At 66.2% G+C, this 16345-nt stretch carries 17 protein-coding genes; 16 read left to right on the plus strand and 1 reads right to left on the minus strand.

The window, feature by feature from the left end; translation table 11 throughout:
- The first annotated feature begins 259 nt into the window (after positions 1-259).
- The 11 genes from BLS61_RS06210 (at position 260) to BLS61_RS06260 (ending at position 10026) form a co-directional block, all read left to right on the plus strand.
- Positions 260-1282: an NAD(P)H-dependent glycerol-3-phosphate dehydrogenase gene (locus BLS61_RS06210; protein ID WP_090428853.1), complete on the plus strand. Its 1023-nt coding sequence runs from the start codon at positions 260-262 to the stop codon at positions 1280-1282.
- A gap of 28 nt (positions 1283-1310) precedes the next feature.
- Positions 1311-1658 carry a DUF4389 domain-containing protein gene (locus tag BLS61_RS06215; protein WP_090428855.1) on the plus strand — a complete coding sequence of 116 codons (348 nt, stop codon included), beginning with the start codon at positions 1311-1313 and terminating at the stop codon, positions 1656-1658.
- The gene (gene sixA / locus BLS61_RS06220; RefSeq protein WP_090428858.1) at positions 1655-2113 is read left to right on the plus strand and encodes a phosphohistidine phosphatase SixA; all 459 of its coding nucleotides are present in this window, start codon (positions 1655-1657) and stop codon (positions 2111-2113) included. Before BLS61_RS06215 ends, sixA begins: the two co-directional genes overlap by 4 nt.
- A 206-nt stretch (positions 2114-2319) precedes the next feature.
- Positions 2320-3987 (plus strand): AMP-binding protein, encoded by a 1668-nt coding sequence (locus tag BLS61_RS06225; protein ID WP_090428861.1) that lies wholly within the window; start codon positions 2320-2322, stop codon positions 3985-3987.
- Between the two features lie 56 nt (positions 3988-4043).
- The gene (locus tag BLS61_RS06230) at positions 4044-4487 is read left to right on the plus strand and encodes a hotdog fold thioesterase (RefSeq protein ID WP_090428864.1); all 444 of its coding nucleotides are present in this window, start codon (positions 4044-4046) and stop codon (positions 4485-4487) included.
- A gap of 190 nt (positions 4488-4677) precedes the next feature.
- Complete coding sequence (locus BLS61_RS06235) at positions 4678-5481, plus strand: AraC family transcriptional regulator (protein ID WP_090428868.1); 804 nt, start codon at positions 4678-4680, stop codon at positions 5479-5481.
- Between the two features lie 43 nt (positions 5482-5524).
- On the plus strand, positions 5525-6157 hold the full coding sequence (locus BLS61_RS06240; RefSeq protein ID WP_090428871.1) for a LysE family translocator: 633 nt from the start codon (positions 5525-5527) through the stop codon (positions 6155-6157).
- A 99-nt stretch (positions 6158-6256) separates the two neighbouring features.
- Complete coding sequence (locus tag BLS61_RS06245; RefSeq protein WP_090428874.1) at positions 6257-7060, plus strand: alpha/beta fold hydrolase; 804 nt, start codon at positions 6257-6259, stop codon at positions 7058-7060.
- On the plus strand, positions 7057-7920 hold the full coding sequence (locus BLS61_RS06250) for an alpha/beta hydrolase (protein ID WP_090428877.1): 864 nt from the start codon (positions 7057-7059) through the stop codon (positions 7918-7920). Before BLS61_RS06245 ends, BLS61_RS06250 begins: the two co-directional genes overlap by 4 nt.
- A 139-nt stretch (positions 7921-8059) precedes the next feature.
- Positions 8060-8863: a DUF4892 domain-containing protein gene (locus BLS61_RS06255; protein WP_090428880.1), complete on the plus strand. Its 804-nt coding sequence runs from the start codon at positions 8060-8062 to the stop codon at positions 8861-8863.
- Positions 8864-8937: 74 nt separating this feature from the next.
- Positions 8938-10026, plus strand: a complete 1089-nt coding sequence (locus tag BLS61_RS06260) for an AI-2E family transporter (protein ID WP_090428883.1) — start codon at positions 8938-8940, stop codon at positions 10024-10026.
- 6 nt (positions 10027-10032) lie between these two features.
- Here BLS61_RS06260 and BLS61_RS06265 read toward each other — a convergent pair whose 3' ends face one another.
- Positions 10033-11043, minus strand: a complete 1011-nt coding sequence (locus BLS61_RS06265) for a patatin-like phospholipase family protein (RefSeq protein ID WP_090428885.1) — start codon at positions 11041-11043, stop codon at positions 10033-10035.
- Positions 11044-11145: 102 nt separating this feature from the next.
- Between BLS61_RS06265 and selD the strand changes: the two genes are divergently transcribed.
- The 5 genes from selD to BLS61_RS06290 all read left to right on the plus strand — a co-directional run bounded on the left by selD (position 11146) and on the right by BLS61_RS06290 (position 16319).
- Entirely contained in the window at positions 11146-12180 is a 1035-nt protein-coding gene (gene selD, locus BLS61_RS06270; protein WP_090428889.1) for a selenide, water dikinase SelD, read from the plus strand.
- Entirely contained in the window at positions 12180-13301 is a 1122-nt protein-coding gene (mnmH, locus tag BLS61_RS06275; protein ID WP_090428894.1) for a tRNA 2-selenouridine(34) synthase MnmH, read from the plus strand. Before selD ends, mnmH begins: the two co-directional genes overlap by 1 nt.
- A gap of 40 nt (positions 13302-13341) precedes the next feature.
- The gene (locus BLS61_RS06280; protein ID WP_090428897.1) at positions 13342-13620 is read left to right on the plus strand and encodes a hypothetical protein; all 279 of its coding nucleotides are present in this window, start codon (positions 13342-13344) and stop codon (positions 13618-13620) included.
- On the plus strand, positions 13620-14225 hold the full coding sequence (locus BLS61_RS06285; RefSeq protein ID WP_090428900.1) for a flavin reductase family protein: 606 nt from the start codon (positions 13620-13622) through the stop codon (positions 14223-14225). Before BLS61_RS06280 ends, BLS61_RS06285 begins: the two co-directional genes overlap by 1 nt.
- 126 nt (positions 14226-14351) lie before the next feature.
- The gene (locus BLS61_RS06290) at positions 14352-16319 is read left to right on the plus strand and encodes a methyl-accepting chemotaxis protein (protein WP_090428903.1); all 1968 of its coding nucleotides are present in this window, start codon (positions 14352-14354) and stop codon (positions 16317-16319) included.
- Positions 16320-16345: the final 26 nt, after the last annotated feature.

The raw sequence follows: 16345 nt of genomic DNA on the forward strand, positions 1-16345 counted from the left end.
CTGCGGCTCTGCTGCCTGCTGGCGAGAGGGGCAGGGCGGGGGCAAGGGGCTGCCTGTGGGCACGAATCGTCCTTGGCAATTAACGTCGATCCGGCATGTTAACCGACCCGTCGCGCTTTGCCAGTGCCAGGCGTGCGCACTCTGCGGTAATTCTCGTTTGCCCCGCGCTCGGCCACTGAACTTTTGCCCTGGCCGGGCACTCTCGGCTCCGTATAATGACCGCAGACCGCCATCACGCATGGCCTTATCCGGAAGACCTATGACACAGCTTCAACCCATTGCCGTCCTCGGCGGCGGCAGTTTCGGCACCGCCCTGGCCAACCTGCTGGCGGAGAACGGCCAGCGCGTCCTGCAATGGATGCGCGATCCCGAACAGGCCGAGCAGATGCGCCAGAGCGGCGAGAATCCGCGTTATCTGAAGGGCGTCAAGCTGCATCCGGGCATCGAACCGACCAGCGACCTCGGCGCCGCACTGCAACAGGCCGAACTGGTACTGGTGGCGCTGCCTTCCAGCGCATTGCGCGATGCCCTGCAGCCCGTGGCCGGGCTCCTGGCGAGCAAGATGCTGGTGAGCACCACCAAGGGCATCGAAGCCAGGACCTTCAAGCTGATGAGCCAGATTCTCGAGGAAATCGCACCCGATGCGCGCATCGGTGTGCTGTCCGGGCCTAATCTCGCCAAGGAAGTGGCCGACCATGCGCTGACCGCCACGGTGATTGCCAGTGAGGACGAAGAACTGTGTTTGCGCGTGCAGCAGGCGCTGCACGGGCGAACCTTCCGCGTCTATGCCAGTGCCGACCGCTTCGGCGTCGAGCTCGGCGGCGCGCTGAAGAACGTCTACGCCATCATGTCCGGCATGGCGGCCGCGCTGGGCATGGGCGAGAACACCAAGAGCATGCTGATCACCCGCGCCCTGGCGGAAATGACCCGCTTCGCGGTCAAGCTCGGCGCCAACCCGATGACCTTCCTCGGCCTGGCCGGGGTCGGCGACCTGATCGTCACCTGTTCGTCACCCAAGAGCCGCAATTATCAGGTCGGTTACGCCCTGGGCCAGGGCCTCAGCCTGGATGAGGCGGTACAACGCCTGGGCGAGGTCGCCGAAGGGGTCAATACCCTGAAGGTGCTCAAGGCGCGCGCCGAAGAACTGGAGGTCTACATGCCGCTGGTCGCCGGTCTGCATGCCGTGCTGTTCGAGGGGCGTACGCTGGCTCAGGTGATCGAGCTGCTGATGCGTGGCGAACCCAAGACCGACGTCGATTTCATCCCCACTGCCGGTTTCTGAGCCGGCAGCCAATCAAGGAGCGTGAGTCATGAGCGATGAAAAGCAGGAACTGGAGCGCGAGTCGATTCTGCTGCGCATTCTGTGGATGGTGATCTTCGTCATCGTCTGGCAACTGGCCGAGCTGCTGCTCGGTGCCGTGGTCTTGCTGCAGCTGGGCTATCGCCTGTTCTATGGCGCACCGAATGCCGGCCTGCTGGGTTTCGGCGACAGTCTCAGCCAGTACCTGGCGCAGATCGGCCGTTTCGGCACCTTCAACACCGATGAAAAACCCTGGCCGTTCGCCGACTGGCCGACGCCTCGCGCTCCGGAAGGCGAAACCGCCCACAGCATCCCGCCGGCGCCGCACCCGGTGCGTGACGAGGAGCCGAAGCTGTGAGGCTATGGCTGCTGCGCCACGGTCAGGCCGAGCCGCAGGCTGCGAGCGATGCCGCCCGCGAGCTGACCGCCCATGGTCGTCAGGAAGTGCAGCAGGCCGCCGCGCAGCTTGCCGGCCGGCCCCTGACCGCGATCGTCGCCAGCCCTTACGTGCGTGCCCAGCAGACGGCCGATCTGGTGCGTGATGCGCTGGGCTTCGCCGGCAAGATAAGCACCGTGCCCTGGCTGACACCGGACAGCGACCCGCGCGAGGTACTCAAGTACCTCGACGAGCGCGCTGGTGCCGAGGTGCTGCTGGTCAGCCATCAGCCGCTGATCGGTGCGCTGGGCGGGCTGCTGGTGCATGGTCATCGCCAGGAGCCGCTGCCCATGCGCACCGCCAGCCTGGCCGAGCTGGAAGGCGACATACCCGCCGCCGGGCTGATGGAGCTGCTGGCGCTGATCCATCCGCGTTGAGCGGCCGCAGGCCACAGGCCACAGGCTGCAAGCTGCAGGCAGGATCGCAAGGTTGACGCTTGCACCAGGGCCTCATACTGACCAGCCTGCAGGCTGCAGCCCGAACCAGAAACATTTCTTAACTTGCGCCTCTTTTGTCTGCGTGGAATAGTCGACCAAGCAAGTGCTTGGTTGATTCCTACAAAAACAACAAAGGAGGAAGCCCTGTGGCTGATGCAATCCGTTTGCCGCTCGAGCTGTTCTACGAACGTGAAGCAAGGCACCCGAACAAACGCTACATGGTGCAACCCCTGGGCGGTGGAAGGCTGCTGGAGCTGAGCTGGGGCGACGTGGGGGAGCAGGCGCGCCGCGCCGCCAGCTGGCTGCGCAGCCGCGAATTGCCGCAGGGCAGCCGCATCGCCATCGTCTCGAAGAACTGCGCGCACTGGATCATCGCCGACCTGGCGATCTGGATGGCCGGCCACGTGTCGGTGCCGCTGTATCCCAACCTGACCGCCGACTCCATGCGTCAGGTGCTGGAGCACTCCGAGGCGGCGCTGGCCTTCATCGGCAAGCTCGACGACTGGCAGGCCATGGCGCCGGGGCTGCCCGAGGGGCTGCCGACCGTCAGCCTGCCCTTGCATCCGCAAGGCAGCTTCGACTACAGCTGGGACGACCTGCAGCGCTGCGCGCCGATTCAGGATGATCCCAAGCCGGCGGCCAACCAGTTGGCCACCATCATCTACACCTCCGGTACCACCGGTACGCCCAAGGGCGTGATGCACAATTTCTCCAATTTCGGTTTTGCCGCCAGCAACGCCATCAAGCTGTTCGGTGTGGGCGAGGATGACCGGCTCATTTCCTACCTGCCGCTGTGCCACGTGGCCGAGCGCATGTTCGTCGAGCTGGCCTCTATCTACGCCGGGCAGACGATCTTCTTCGCCGAAAGCCTGGACACCTTCCTCGATGACCTCAAACGCGCACGGCCGACGGTGATGTTCGGCGTGCCGCGGATCTGGACCAAGTTCCAGATGGGGGTGTACGGCAAGATGCCGGCGCACAAGCTCGACCGCCTGCTCAGGCTGCCGATCATCGGCCGCATCGTCGGCCGCAAGGTGCTCGCCGGCCTCGGGCTGGATGCCATTCGCTATGCGTTGTCCGGCGCCGCTCCGGTGCCCGAGGCGTTGCTTAACTGGTATCGCCGCCTGGGCATGGAGATCCAGGAGGTCTACGGCATGACCGAGAACTGCGGCTACTCCCACGTCTGCCGGCCCGGCAGGTTCAAGCAGGGCTGGATCGGCCAGAACAACCCCGGTGTCGAGGTGCGTATCGCCGAGGATGGCGAAGTCCAGGTACGCAGCGGCGCGACCATGCAGGGTTACTACAAGGACCCGGTCAAGACCGCCGAGGCGCTGACCGACGACGGCTTCCTGCGCACTGGCGACAAGGGCGAGCAGGATGCAGAGGGCAACTTGCGTCTGACCGGACGGATCAAGGAAATCTTCAAGACCAGCAAGGGCAAGTACGTGGCACCGGCGCCGATCGAGAACCGCATCGGCGAGCATTCGCGTATCGAGCAGGTGTGCGTGGTGGGTGACGGCCTGCCGCAGCCGATCGCCCTGTGCGTGCTGTCTGAAGTGGGGCGCCAGGAGGCGGCCAACGACGGTCGTGCCGAGCTGGAGAACAGCCTCAAGGCGCTGGTGGCACAGGTCAATGACCGCCTCGATCAACATGAGCGCCTGCAGGGGCTGGTGCTGGTTCGGGAGGTCTGGGCGGTGGAGAACGGCTTCCTCACACCCACGCTGAAGATCAAGCGCGCCGTGATCGAAGGCACCTACGGCGAGCGTTTCGCCGAATGGCAGCAGCGCAGCGAAGTGGTGCTCTGGCACGATTGAGCAGCGTCGGGCCGGCACTGCCGGCCCCGGTTTCCCTCCGCACAAGGAAAGATCCAATGGCTCTCTGGCAACGCACCCCCGACATCGAGGCGCTCAACGCCACCCTCAAGGACAGCATCGGCGAGGTGTTGGACATCCGTTTCGAAGCCTTCGACGACGAATCGCTCAGCGCCAGCATGGTGATCGACTCGCGCACTCACCAGCCTTACGGCCTGCTGCATGGCGGCGCCTCGGTGGTGCTGGCGGAAACGCTGGGCTCCACCGCCAGCTACCTGTGCATCGACAGCAGTCGCTTTTACTGCGTCGGCCTCGAGGTCAACGCCAACCACTTGCGTGGCCTGCGCAGCGGGCGTGTGCATGCGGTGGCGCGGCCGGTGCACCTGGGGCGTACCACGCACGTCTGGGATATTCGCCTGTGTGGTGATGACGGCAAGCCCAGCTGCATCTCGCGGTTGACCATGGCCATAGTGCCGTTGGGCGAGCAGCCGCCGAAGCTTTGAGAGCAAAGGCTGCTGCGCGTCGGCCATACTGCGTTGAAACCAGCCTAATAATACTCATTTACAGCTTGTAAACTGCGCTTTTTCGCCTGGTTTCGCCTTGCCTGGCGCTAGCTCGCTAGCCTTTGACCAGGCTATAAGATCTGCAATTTCATCCAAGATTTGCCCGGTCCATGGCGCTACAGTACGCGCCATGGACCAGATCACTCACATCCAGAGCAGCCTGCCCGGCGTTCGCCTGATCGACGCGCAGTACAGCCGCTTCGCCTTTCCCCGGCACTTCCACCTGGAATACCACGTCGGCCTGCTGATCCAGGGGCAGCATCGCTACGTCTATGGCGGTGAGCGCCGGCATGTCGGGGCAGGGGACGTGCTGCTGATGGCCCCGGAGGGTATTCATGACGGCGCCTGCCTGGAGGGGCAGGGCTATCGCATCCGGGTGATGGCCTTCGATCCCTTCTGGCTGGACGAGGCCAGTCGTTCCCTGAGCGACGGGCGTCAGGGCGCACCGAGGCTGACCACCAGCAGCCTGCGCCATCCGCTGCTGTCGCAGCGCCTGCAGCGTTTTCATGCGGCGATGCTGGAAGGCTCGCCGCTGGCGCAGGAAGAGGCGCTGTGGCAGGCGCTGGCCCAGTTGCTGGAGATGGGCTCGACCTTGCGCGTCAGCGAGCCGCATCGCGTCTTCGACCAGCGCACCTGGCAGCGCCTGCGCGACTGGCTGGAAAGTCGCCTGGACGATCCGCCCACGTTGGAGGAGATCGCTGCGTTCTGCGCCATGAGCCCTTGGCAGGCGCTGCGGCGTTTTCGCCAGCACACCGGCCTGCCGCCGCATCAATGGCTCACCCAGCTGCGCCTGCAGCGGGCGTTGCCGCTGGTGCTGGCAGGCGAGCCGCTGAGCGAGATCGCGCTGCGCCTGGGGTTCTATGACCAGGCGCATTTCTCGCGGCTGTTCCGCCGCACCTACGGCCTGCCGCCGGCGCGCCTGCGCCAGGGCTGATTCAGCCGCACCGTCCATCCTTGTCCCTTTCCTGGAGATCACCATGCAGGAGACGTCCGTCTTGCTGTCGCTGGCTGCCGTATTCGCGGTGGCCCTTATCAGTCCCGGCCCCGATGTGGCGCTGGTGGTGCGTACCGCCCTGCACCAAGGGCAGCGGGCGGGTCTGCTCAGCGCGCTGGGCCTGGCCTGCGGCATCCTCCTGCACGGCACCCTGGTGCTCAGCGGCGTGGCCTTGCTGCTCAGCCGTACCCAGTGGCTGTTCGATCTGGTGCAGGTCGGCGGTGCGCTCTATCTGGGCTGGCTGGGTATCGGCGCGGTGCGGGGCTGGTGGCGCGGTAGTGCCGGCCCCGGGCGTCTGGATGGCGAGTTGACGCCTTCGCTGTTCGGGCCCTGGCTGCGCGGCGTATTGACCAATCTGGGCAACCCCAAGGCGCTGGTGTTCTTCCTGGCCCTGCTCAGCAGCCTGGTGCCGGCCGATATGTCGCTACCCGGCAAGGTCGCCTGTGCGGCGCTGTTGTTCGGCCTCAGTCTGTTCTGGTTCGGCCTGCTCGGCATGACCCTGAGCCGCCCGCTGATGCGTCAGCGGCTGTTGCAGGTAGCGCCGACCATCGACTTCGTCTGCGGCCTGGTGTTTCTGCTGGTGGCGCTGAGCATCGTCGGCCGGCTTGTGTCATAGGCCTGACCATTGCGCCGCCATCAATGGCAATTACGGTCATTGCCGCCTGCCGACGGCTGCCGGAAAATCGCGGGATGTTCGCCTTTTCGAGTTCGATGCATGCCGCAGCCGATCTTCTTCGCCCATGCCAACGGCTTTCCTTCGGCCACCTACGGTAAGCTGTTCGCGGCGCTGGCGCCGGATTTTCAGGTGCAGCACCTGGAGCAGCATGGCCACGACCCGCGTTTTCCGGTCAATGACAACTGGTCGAACCTGGTCGATGAGCTGATCCACCACCTGGAAGGCGGCGCCGAGCCGGTCTGGGGTGTCGGCCATTCCCTCGGCGGCGTGCTGCACTACCACGCGGCCTTGCTCCGCCCCGAGCTGTACCGCGGCGTGGTGATGCTCGACTCGCCGGTGCTGACCCTGGCCGACCGCATGGTGATCCGCGCCGCCAAGCGCTTCGGCTTCATCGATCGCATCACGCCGGCCGGGCGTACCCTGGGCCGGCGCGAGGCGTTCAACGATCTGGCCGAGGCGCGCGATTACTTCGCCGGCAAGAGCCTGTTCCGCCGTTTCGATCCCGAATGCCTGGATGCCTATGTCAGTCATGGCCTGCAGATGGCCGAGCAGGGGCTGCGACTGAAATTCGATCCGGCCACCGAAATCAGCATCTATCGCAGCGTGCCGCATACCGCGCCGGGGCGGCCGCAGCAGCTGGCGGTGCCGCTGGCCATGGTGCGCGGGCGCCACAGTCGCGTGGTGCTGCCGCATCACGCCCGCCTGCTTCGTCGCATGCCGCGCGCCGAATATCACCATCTGCCGGGTGGCCACATGTTTCCGCTGGAACGCCCCCAGGCGACCGCCGAGCTGCTGCGTCAGCTGTTCACCCGTTGGGCCTCCAGCCAGGAGAAAAGCGCATGAGCACGGGGTTCGAGGAAGTCCGCCTGAGTCTGCCGCATATCGAGCTGGCGGCTCATCTGTACGGGCCGGAGGACGGTTTGCCGGTACTGGCCCTGCATGGCTGGCTGGACAATGCGGCCAGCTTCGCGCGCCTGGCGCCCAAGCTGCAGGGGCTGCGCATCGTCGCCCTGGACTTTGCCGGCCATGGCCACTCCGATCATCGTGCCGCCGGCGCCGGTTATGCGTTGTGGGACTACGCCTTCGATGTGCTGCAGGTCGCCGAGCAGTTTGGCTGGCAGCGATTTTCCATCCTGGGGCATTCCATGGGCGCGATCACCGCGGTGCTGTTGGCAGCCGCGATGCCCGAGCGGATCGCCCGCCTGGCGCTGATCGACGGCCTGGTGCCCTATACCGGCGAAGCCGAGCAGGCACCGGCCAAGCTCGGCGAGGCGCTGCGGGCCAGGCAGGCGCTGAGCGACAAGCGCAAGCCGGTGTATGCCGAGATGGCGCGCGCGGTCGAGGCGCGCATGAAGGGCGTCGGCGCGGTCAGCCGCGAAGCGGCCGAACTGCTGGCCCAGCGTGGACTGATGCCCGTGCCTGGCGGCTACACCTGGCGTACCGACAGCCGCCTGACGCTGCCTTCGCCCCTGCGCCTGAGCTGGGCACATGCCCAGGCCTTCGTGCGCGCGCTGCAATGCCCGGTCAGTCTGGTGCTGGCAGAGCAGGGCATGATGGGCGCGCAACCGGCCGTACGGGCGCTGTTGCAGGACCTGCCCTTCGAGGTGCACCGCCTGCCGGGCGGGCACCACCTGCACCTGGACGACGAAACCGGTGCGCAGCTCGTAGCGGATTGTTTCAATCCATTCCTGCGCTCGCCTTGACTTGCCAGCGGCCGTGGGGAAAGGTGTGGCGGTCTGCCATGGAGGATCGCATGATCGACCCGTTCAACGTCGTCACCCACCGCTTCGCAAGCCCGCCCGCCATTTTCCCGCAACAGGGTCCGTTTCGATGATGGGGCGCATGAAGCTGTTTGGCGCAGCGCTGGCCACCCTCTGCAGCGGCGCCGTGCTGGCGGCCGATCTTCCTGGCAGCCGCGATCTCGAGGTTCTGCCACGTTTTCCTGCCAGCCAGATCGTTGCGTTCAAGGAGGCGCCCGACGTCGAGCGCATCTATCCGCAGGGTTCGATCCGCCGCATCAGCGGGCGTTTGCGTTACGAGCGTGAAATTCTCGTGCAGGGCCAGCACAGCGCGGTGACCTACGAGCTGCCGCGCACCCACAGCGCCGACCAGGTATTCAACGCTTCGCGCGAGGCGCTGCTGGAGCAGGGGGCCGAGCTGCTGTACTGGTGCCAGGGACGTGAGTGTGGTGCCAGCAACCTGTGGGCCAACGCGGTGTTCGGCAATGCCACGCTGTACGGCTCGGACGATCAGCAGGCCTACGCGCTGCTGCGCCTGGCCGAGCCGAATCACGAGAGCCTGCTGGCCCTGTACAGCATCACCCGCGGCAACCGCCGCGCCTATCTGCACGCCGAGCAACTGGATGCCGGCACGCCGCTGGGCGAACTTCTGCCTACGCCTGCGACCCTGCTGCGGCAACTGCGTACCGATGGCCAGCTGAGGCTGCCCGGCGAGGCCAAGGCCGACAGCGCCTGGGTGGAGGTGCTGGCACGCAGCCTGAACCTCGACAGCACCCTGCGTGTCAGCCTCGCCGGCAGCCAGGCGCAGGACTGGCGTGGGGCGCTGATCGAGCAGCGCGTGCGCGAAGCGCGTCTGGAACTGGCTGAAGGCTCGGACGAAGCGCTGACGGTGCGTCTATTGCGCTAAGCTGTGATACGAAGCGGTTATTCAGAGCGCCCATCATGGGCGCTTTGTCGTTCTGGCGAAGGGAGTTTCGATTCGTGGCCACTAATGATCGTCTGCTGGTGCAGATTCTTCTGCTCGGTCTGCTCGCGGCCAGCCTCTGGGTGCTGGCACCGTTCTGGTCGGCGCTGTTCTGGGCTGCGGTGCTGGCTTTCGCCAGCTGGCCGCTGATGCGTCTGCTGACCCAGTTGCTCAATGGCCGGCTGTCACTGGCGGCGGGCATTCTCACCTGCGGCTGGATAATCCTGGTGGCCACCCCACTGATCTGGCTGGGCTTCAACCTGGCCGACCACATCAAGGACGCCAACGCGCTGATCAAGGACCTGCAGGTCGAAGGCTTGCCGCCACCGCCGGCCTGGCTGGCCGGCCTGCCACTGGTGGGCGAGCGCCTGGCTGCGCTGTGGCTGACCATCGACCAGCAGGGCGCAGCCTTCTTCGCCTCCCTCAGGCCCTATCTCGGCCAGGTCGGCAACTGGCTGCTGGCGCGCAGCGCGCAGCTCGGGGGCGGCATGCTGGAGCTGGCCCTGAGCCTGGTACTGGTGTTCTTCTTCTACCGTGACGGCCCGCGTCTGGCGGTGTTCGTCCACGGCCTGCTGGAGCGCCTGATCGGTGAGCGCGCCGACCACTATCTGGAACTGGTGGCCGGCACCGTACAGCGGGTGGTCAACGGTGTGATCGGCACCGCCGCCGCCCAGGGCCTGCTGGCGCTGATCGGTTTCTGGATCGCCGGGGTGCCGGGGGCGATAGTGCTGGGCATCCTCACCTTCGTCCTCAGCCTGGTTCCGATGGGGCCGCCGCTGGTGTGGATTCCCGCCACCGCCTGGCTGGTGTGGCAGGGCGACTACGGTTTCGCCCTGTTCCTCGGCGTCTGGGGCATGTTCGTCATCAGTGGCGTGGACAACATTCTCAAGCCTTACCTGATCAGTCGCGGCGGCAACCTGCCGCTGGTGGTGGTACTGCTGGGCGTGTTCGGCGGCCTGCTGGCGTTCGGTTTCATGGGCCTGTTCCTTGGCCCGACACTCCTGGCGGTGGCCTACAGCCTGCTCAGCGACTGGGTGGCGGACAAGGCGCCGCCGGCCGAACAGGTGGTGGACAAGCCCTTGCCGGGCGAGCAGGCGCGCGGCTGAGGCTGCTCAGCCGCGTTCGCTTTCGTACTTGTCCAGGGTGTCGCGGGCGATCTGCCGGCCCAGCATGATCAGCTCCGGCGCCTTGTAGAACTCGAAGAAGCGGCAGGCGCGCTTGGGTACGTTGATCAGTACGTCCGGCGGGTAACCGGCGATCTTGTACTGGGCCAGCGAGGTCTGCATCACCTCGAAGCTCTGGTTGACCAGTTCCAGCAGTGACGCCGGCCCGCTGAGCTCGGCAACACGCGAGCCGCTGGCAGACTTCGGCGCTGCCTCGTCGCCGGCCTTGCGGCTGGGCGCCGCCGCCGGGCTGAGTTCATCGGCGACGCGCTGCGCGTCGGCCAGCAGCAGCGTTTCGTCCTCGCTCTTGCGGCGAAAGCTTGGCAGGCGCGAGCCGAGCGACGTCATCAGCTGGTCGATGCGGCCCTTGAGCGCGGCAGGGCGCTCGATGACCGGCAGCTGGTAGTGATTCTGGTTGGTGGCGTTGAGGTTGACCGCGATGATCAGATCGCAGTGGCTGGACACCACCGGTACGATCGGCAGCGGGTTTAGCAGGCCGCCGTCGACCAGCATGCGCTTGCCCTGAACGACCGGGGTGAACAGGCTGGGAATCGCCGCCGAGGCGCGCATCGCCTGGTGCAGGCAGCCTTCCTGAAACCAGATCTCCTGCTGGTTGGTCAGATCGGTGGCAACGGCGGTGAAGGGGATGCTGAGGTTCTCGATATCCACTTCACCGACGATCTCCTGGATCCGCCCGAACACCCGCTCGCCGCGTATGGCGCCGAGGCGGAAGCTGACGTCGAGCAGCCGCAGCACGTCCAGGTAATCCAGACTTTCTATCCATTCCCGGTATTCACGCAGCTTGCCGGCGGCGAAGATGCCGCCAACCACCGCACCCATGGAGCAGCCGGCGATACAGCCGATTTCATAGCCGCGCGCCTGCAGCTCCTCGATCACGCCGATATGGGCGTAGCCGCGCGCGCCCCCCGAGCCCAGCACCAGCGCCACTCTCTTGCTCATAGGAAAATCCCCCCCGATGCATCGACCTTACTCGCGCAAAGGCGCTGCGCCAAGGCGGTCTTTGCTAGAATCCGCCGCCAGTGGTCGATGCAAGAGAGAGACATGAGCGAGCCAATCCGTTTGACCCAGTACAGCCATGGCGCCGGTTGCGGCTGCAAGATTTCCCCCAAGGTGCTGGAAGTGATCCTCGCCGGCAGCGGCGCGCAGAACCTCGATCCGCGGCTGTGGGTGGGCAACGCCTCGCGCGACGACGCGGCGGTCTATGCCATCGACGAGGAACGCGGGGTGGTTTCCACCACCGACTTCTTCATGCCCATCGTCGATGATCCCTACGATTTCGGCCGTATCGCTGCCACCAATGCCATCAGCGACATCTACGCCATGGGCGGCGACCCGCTGATGGCCATCGCCATCCTCGGCTGGCCGGTCAACGTACTGGCGCCGGAAGTGGCCCGCGAGGTGATTCGCGGCGGCCGTGCGGTATGCGACGAGGCCGGCATCCCGCTGGCCGGCGGCCATTCCATCGACGCGCCCGAGCCGATCTTCGGCCTGGCGGTCACCGGCCTGGTGAGCAAAGCCAACATGAAACGCAACGACACCGCCACGGCCGGCTGCAAGCTCTACCTGACCAAGCCGCTGGGCATCGGCATCCTCACCACCGCGGAGAAGAAGGCCAAGCTGCGCGGCGAGGACGTCGGCCTGGCGCGTGACTGGATGTGCACCCTGAACAAACCCGGCAGCCGCTTCGGCAAGCTGGCCGGCGTGCGGGCGATGACCGACGTGACCGGTTTCGGCCTGCTCGGCCACCTGGTGGAGATGGCCGATGGCAGCGGCCTCAGCGCGCGCGTGGAGTTCGCTCGCGTGCCGCGTCTGGACAGCGTCGAGCATTACCTGGAGCAGGGCTGCGTACCCGGCGGCACCTTGCGCAACTTCGACAGCTATGGCGAGAAGATCGCGCCGCTGCCGGAGCTGGCCAAGCTGCTGCTGTGCGACCCGCAGACCAGCGGCGGCCTGCTGATAGCGGTGGCGCCGGAAGGCGAGGCCGAGTTCCTCGCCGTGGCTGCCGAGCTGGGGCTGAACCTGGCGCCCATCGGCGCAATGGTCGAGCGACAGCGCTACGCGGTCGAGGTGCTCTGATGCGCAACGACTGCACCGATTACCGCGATCTTTTCCTCAACGACCGGGCGATGATGGATACCCGGGCACCGGTGGAATTTCTCAAGGGCGCCTTCCCCGGCGTGACCAACCTGCCGCTGATGACCGACATCGAGCGGCAGAAGATCGGCACCTGCTACAAGCAGCACGGCCAGCAGGCGGCCATCGAACTCGGGCATCAATTGGTCAGCGGCCGCACCAAGGCCGAACGCATCGAGGCCTGGGCGACCTTTGCCAGGGCCAATCCCGATGGCTACCTGTACTGCTTCCGCGGTGGCCTGCGCTCGCAGATCGTCCAGCAATGGCTGAAAAGCGAGGCCGGTATCGATTACCCGCGGGTGGTCGGTGGCTACAAGGCCATGCGCACCTTCCTTCTGGAAACCACCGAGCAGGCAGTGGCCGAGTGCGATTTCGTTCTGGTCGGCGGCATGACCGGCACCGGCAAGACCGAGGTGCTCGCGCAGCTGGGCAACGCCGTGGACCTGGAGGCGCATGCCAATCATCGCGGCTCCAGTTTCGGCAAGCGTGCCAGTGCCCAGCCCGCGCAGATCGACTTCGAGAACGTTCTGGCCATCGACCTGCTCAAGCGCCGCGCCGCCGGGCAGCAGCAGTTCGTGCTGGAAGACGAGGCGCGTCTGATCGGTCGTTGCTCCTTGCCGCTGCCGCTCTATCAGGGCATGCAGCACTATCCACTGGTGTGGCTGGAAGACAGCCTGGCCGATCGCGTCGAGCGTATCCTGCAGGCCTACGTGGTCGAGCTGTGCGCCGAGTTCGTCGCGGTACAGGGCGCGGAGGCCGGGTTTGCCGCCTTTGCCGCACGCCTGCGCGAGAGCCTGGCCAACATCACCCGGCGTCTTGGTGGCGAGCGTTACCAGCGGCTGGCGGCGATCATGGACCAGGCGCTGGAGGAGCAGGCGCGCGATGGCCAGGTCGATACCCATCGCGGCTGGATCGAAGCCTTGCTGGTGGAGTACTACGATCCCATGTACGTGTTCCAGCGCGAGAGCAAGGCCGCACGCATCGAGTTCGCCGGCGAGCAGCAGGCGGTGGTGGAGTACCTGCGCCAGCGAAGCGGGCACTTTCCCGGGGCGCCGACGTCCTAAGCTTCAATCCGTAGTCATATCCGTCCGAGGAGTGTGGTCGATGAAACACTGGATCTGTTTGCCGCTGCTGGCGCTGACGCTTACCGGCTGCGCCGGCAAGACCGTTTACCGCGAAACCTGCGCCAATCAGCTGGATGCCGCCTGGAAAGAGCTGAGCATCGCCGAGGCCGAAGGCTTCGCCGGTACCGTGAGCTATTCCAAGGCGCTGTCGCTTTTGACCGCTGCCAAGACCCAGCAGCAGTTCGAAGCCTACGAAGGCTGCACCAGCAAGGCCGAGCGTGCGCGCTTCTATATCCGCGAATCGCGAGCGGGGCGCTGATGCAGCTCGATTTCGCCGAGCTGAGCCCGCTCGAGGCCTATCGCTGGCTGGCTTCCAGCGTCACGCCGCGGCCGATCGCCTGGGTTTCGACGCGTTCGGCCGACGGCGTGGCCAACCTGGCGCCGTTCAGCTTCTTCCAGGTGATCAGCGACAACCCGCCGACCCTGCTGGTCAACGTCAATACCCGTGACGATGGCAGCCTCAAGGACAGCCTGCGCAATGCCCAGGCCAACGGTGAACTGGCGATTCAGCTGGTCAGCTTCGCCCAGGCCGAGGCGATGAATGCCAGTGCGGCCATATTGCCGCACGAGGTCAGCGAGTTCGCCCACTGCGCCATCGCCAGCCTGCCATGCGAGCGTATCGACGTGCCGCGGGTCGCCGGCGCTGCGGTGACCTTCGAGTGTCGGGTGGCGCAGATCCAGCCCTATCCGGCGCAGCGGCCCAGCTGCCATCTGGTCTTCGCCGAGGTGCTGCTGGCGCACGTCGACGATGCGGTGCTGAACGAGCAGGGGCGTCTCGACCCGCTCAAGCTCGACCTGGTCGGGCGCCTGGGCGGCAGCGCCTACTGCCGCACGCGGGACCTGTTCCAGATGCAGCGCCCCTGAACCCGTTCTGAAAACGACCTCCAGTTAGCTTTCCCGGCCATCTCGCTGCCTGCTGGCTTGTCGCCAGCAGCATCGCGCTCCTATGTTCCAGAATTCGGAGCTGGCTGCGGTAGGCAGGGGGTTGTCATGGGTGGCTCGTTGGGCAAGCGCTTGGCCAGTCTGAGTACGGCCGGCAAGTTGATGCTGGGTTTTGCGCTGGTGCTGATTCTGACTGCCCTGGTGGCCGCGACCGGTCTGCTGGCGCTGCGTGAGGTCAGTGCCGGCGCCGAGCTGCAGCAGCGCATGAACGCCTTGGGCGAACAGGTGCTGCGCATGCGCCAGAGCGAGCAGGCGTTCGCCCTGAGTGGCGACAGTCAGCAGGCCGAGCGCCTGGCTCAGCAGGCCGAGGCCATCCTGCAGGCCGGGCAGGCACTGCAAGCCGAACTGGACAGCGATACCGCCGCGATCATGGCGCAGGTCGAACCGGCCTTGGCCGACTACCGCAGCGCCTTTGCCCGTTACGTCGAGCTCACCGACAACATGCAGCTGTCGCTGCAGGCCGCCGACTGGCTGGTGGTCAGCGCCGCCAACAGCCTGGATCTGCTGCAGGAAGGGTTGTCCGAGGATGGCGTCGACCTGCTCAAGAGCAGCCAGGGCGAGCAGGGCGGCGATTCGGTGCTGCAGGCCGGCAAGGTCGGCAAGATCCACCAGCTGCTGCTGCAGGCGCTGGACCAGGCGCGCCAGCGTCTGGAGGCCAGCCGGCGCAGCGATACCCAGCAGCAGAGCGAAATCGCCCAGGCCGGCGAGGCACAGGCCCTGGCTGCGGAACTGCGCGATGCGCTGGATGACCCCGGTTATGCCGCGGTACTCGGTGAGGTGGTGGTCAATGTCGACTCCTTCAACGAGCGCCTCAAGGAATACGCCGCCCAGCTGCAGCAGCAGAAACAGGTTTACGGGCAACTGGTCGCTCAGGTCGAGCAACTGCTGCAACGCGTCGAGCTGGCCCTGGAAACCCAGCGCCAGACCATGCATGCCCAGCGCCAGGCCAGCAGTGGCCTGATCATCGCGGCAGCGGCACTGGCCCTGCTGTTCGGTCTGGGAGCGGCGATCATCATCAGCCTGGCCATCGTGCGTCCGCTCAAGCGGGTGATCGATCTGGCCGAGTCCATCGCCGCCGGCGATCTCAGCGTGCGTATCGAACAGGATCGGCGTGACGAGATCGGCCAACTGCTCGCCGCCATGCAGCGCATGGCCGGCAACCTGCGGGAAATGGTCGGCCGCCTGCAGGGCGGGGTGGCGCAGATTTCCAGTTCGGCGCAGACGCTTTCGGCAACCGCCGAGCAGACCCGCCAGGGCGTCAATGGCCAGAAGCTGGAAACCGACCAGGTCGCCACCGCGATGAGCGAGATGACCGCCACCGTACACGAGGTGGCACGCAACGCCGAAGCCGCAGCCGCTTCCACCGAGCAGGCCGACCAGCGCGTAGGTGCCGGCAGCCAGGTGGTGCGGCAGACCCTGCAACGCATCGAACAGTTGGCCGCTGCGATGGAGGCCACCACGCAGAGCATCCAGCGCCTGAGCCAGGATACCCAGCGCATCGATGCGGTGCTCGATGTGATCAAGAGCGTCGCCGAGCAGACCAACCTGCTGGCGCTCAATGCCGCCATCGAGGCGGCGCGCGCCGGTGAACAGGGGCGCGGGTTCGCCGTGGTCGCCGATGAGGTGCGTGCCCTGGCCAAACGTACCCAGCAATCGACGGCGGAAATCGAGTCGCTGATCGAGGCCCTGCGCGAGGGCAGCCGCCGCGCCGTGAGCGACATGGAGCAGAGCGCCAGCCTGGTGAGCCTGACCGTTGGCGATGCCAACCAGACCGAGGGCGCGCTGGCGGCGATTGCCGAGGCGGTGAGCCTGATCTCGGAGATGAACCAGCAGATCGCCGCGGCGGCCGAGCAGCAGAGCGCCGTGGCCGAGGAAATCAACCGTAGTGTCACCTCGATCCGCGATATCGCCGATCAGTCGGCCACGGCCATGGACGAGACGGCCGCCTCGAGCATCCAGCTGGCCGAGCTGGGGCGCGAGCTGCAGGGCATGGCCGGACAATTTCGCCTGGCATAGCGGCTGGCCTCACAGATTCGTGAGTA

The sequence above is a fragment of the Ectopseudomonas guguanensis genome (genome assembly GCF_900104265.1).
Classification (GTDB): Bacteria; Pseudomonadota; Gammaproteobacteria; order Pseudomonadales; family Pseudomonadaceae; genus Aquipseudomonas; species Aquipseudomonas guguanensis.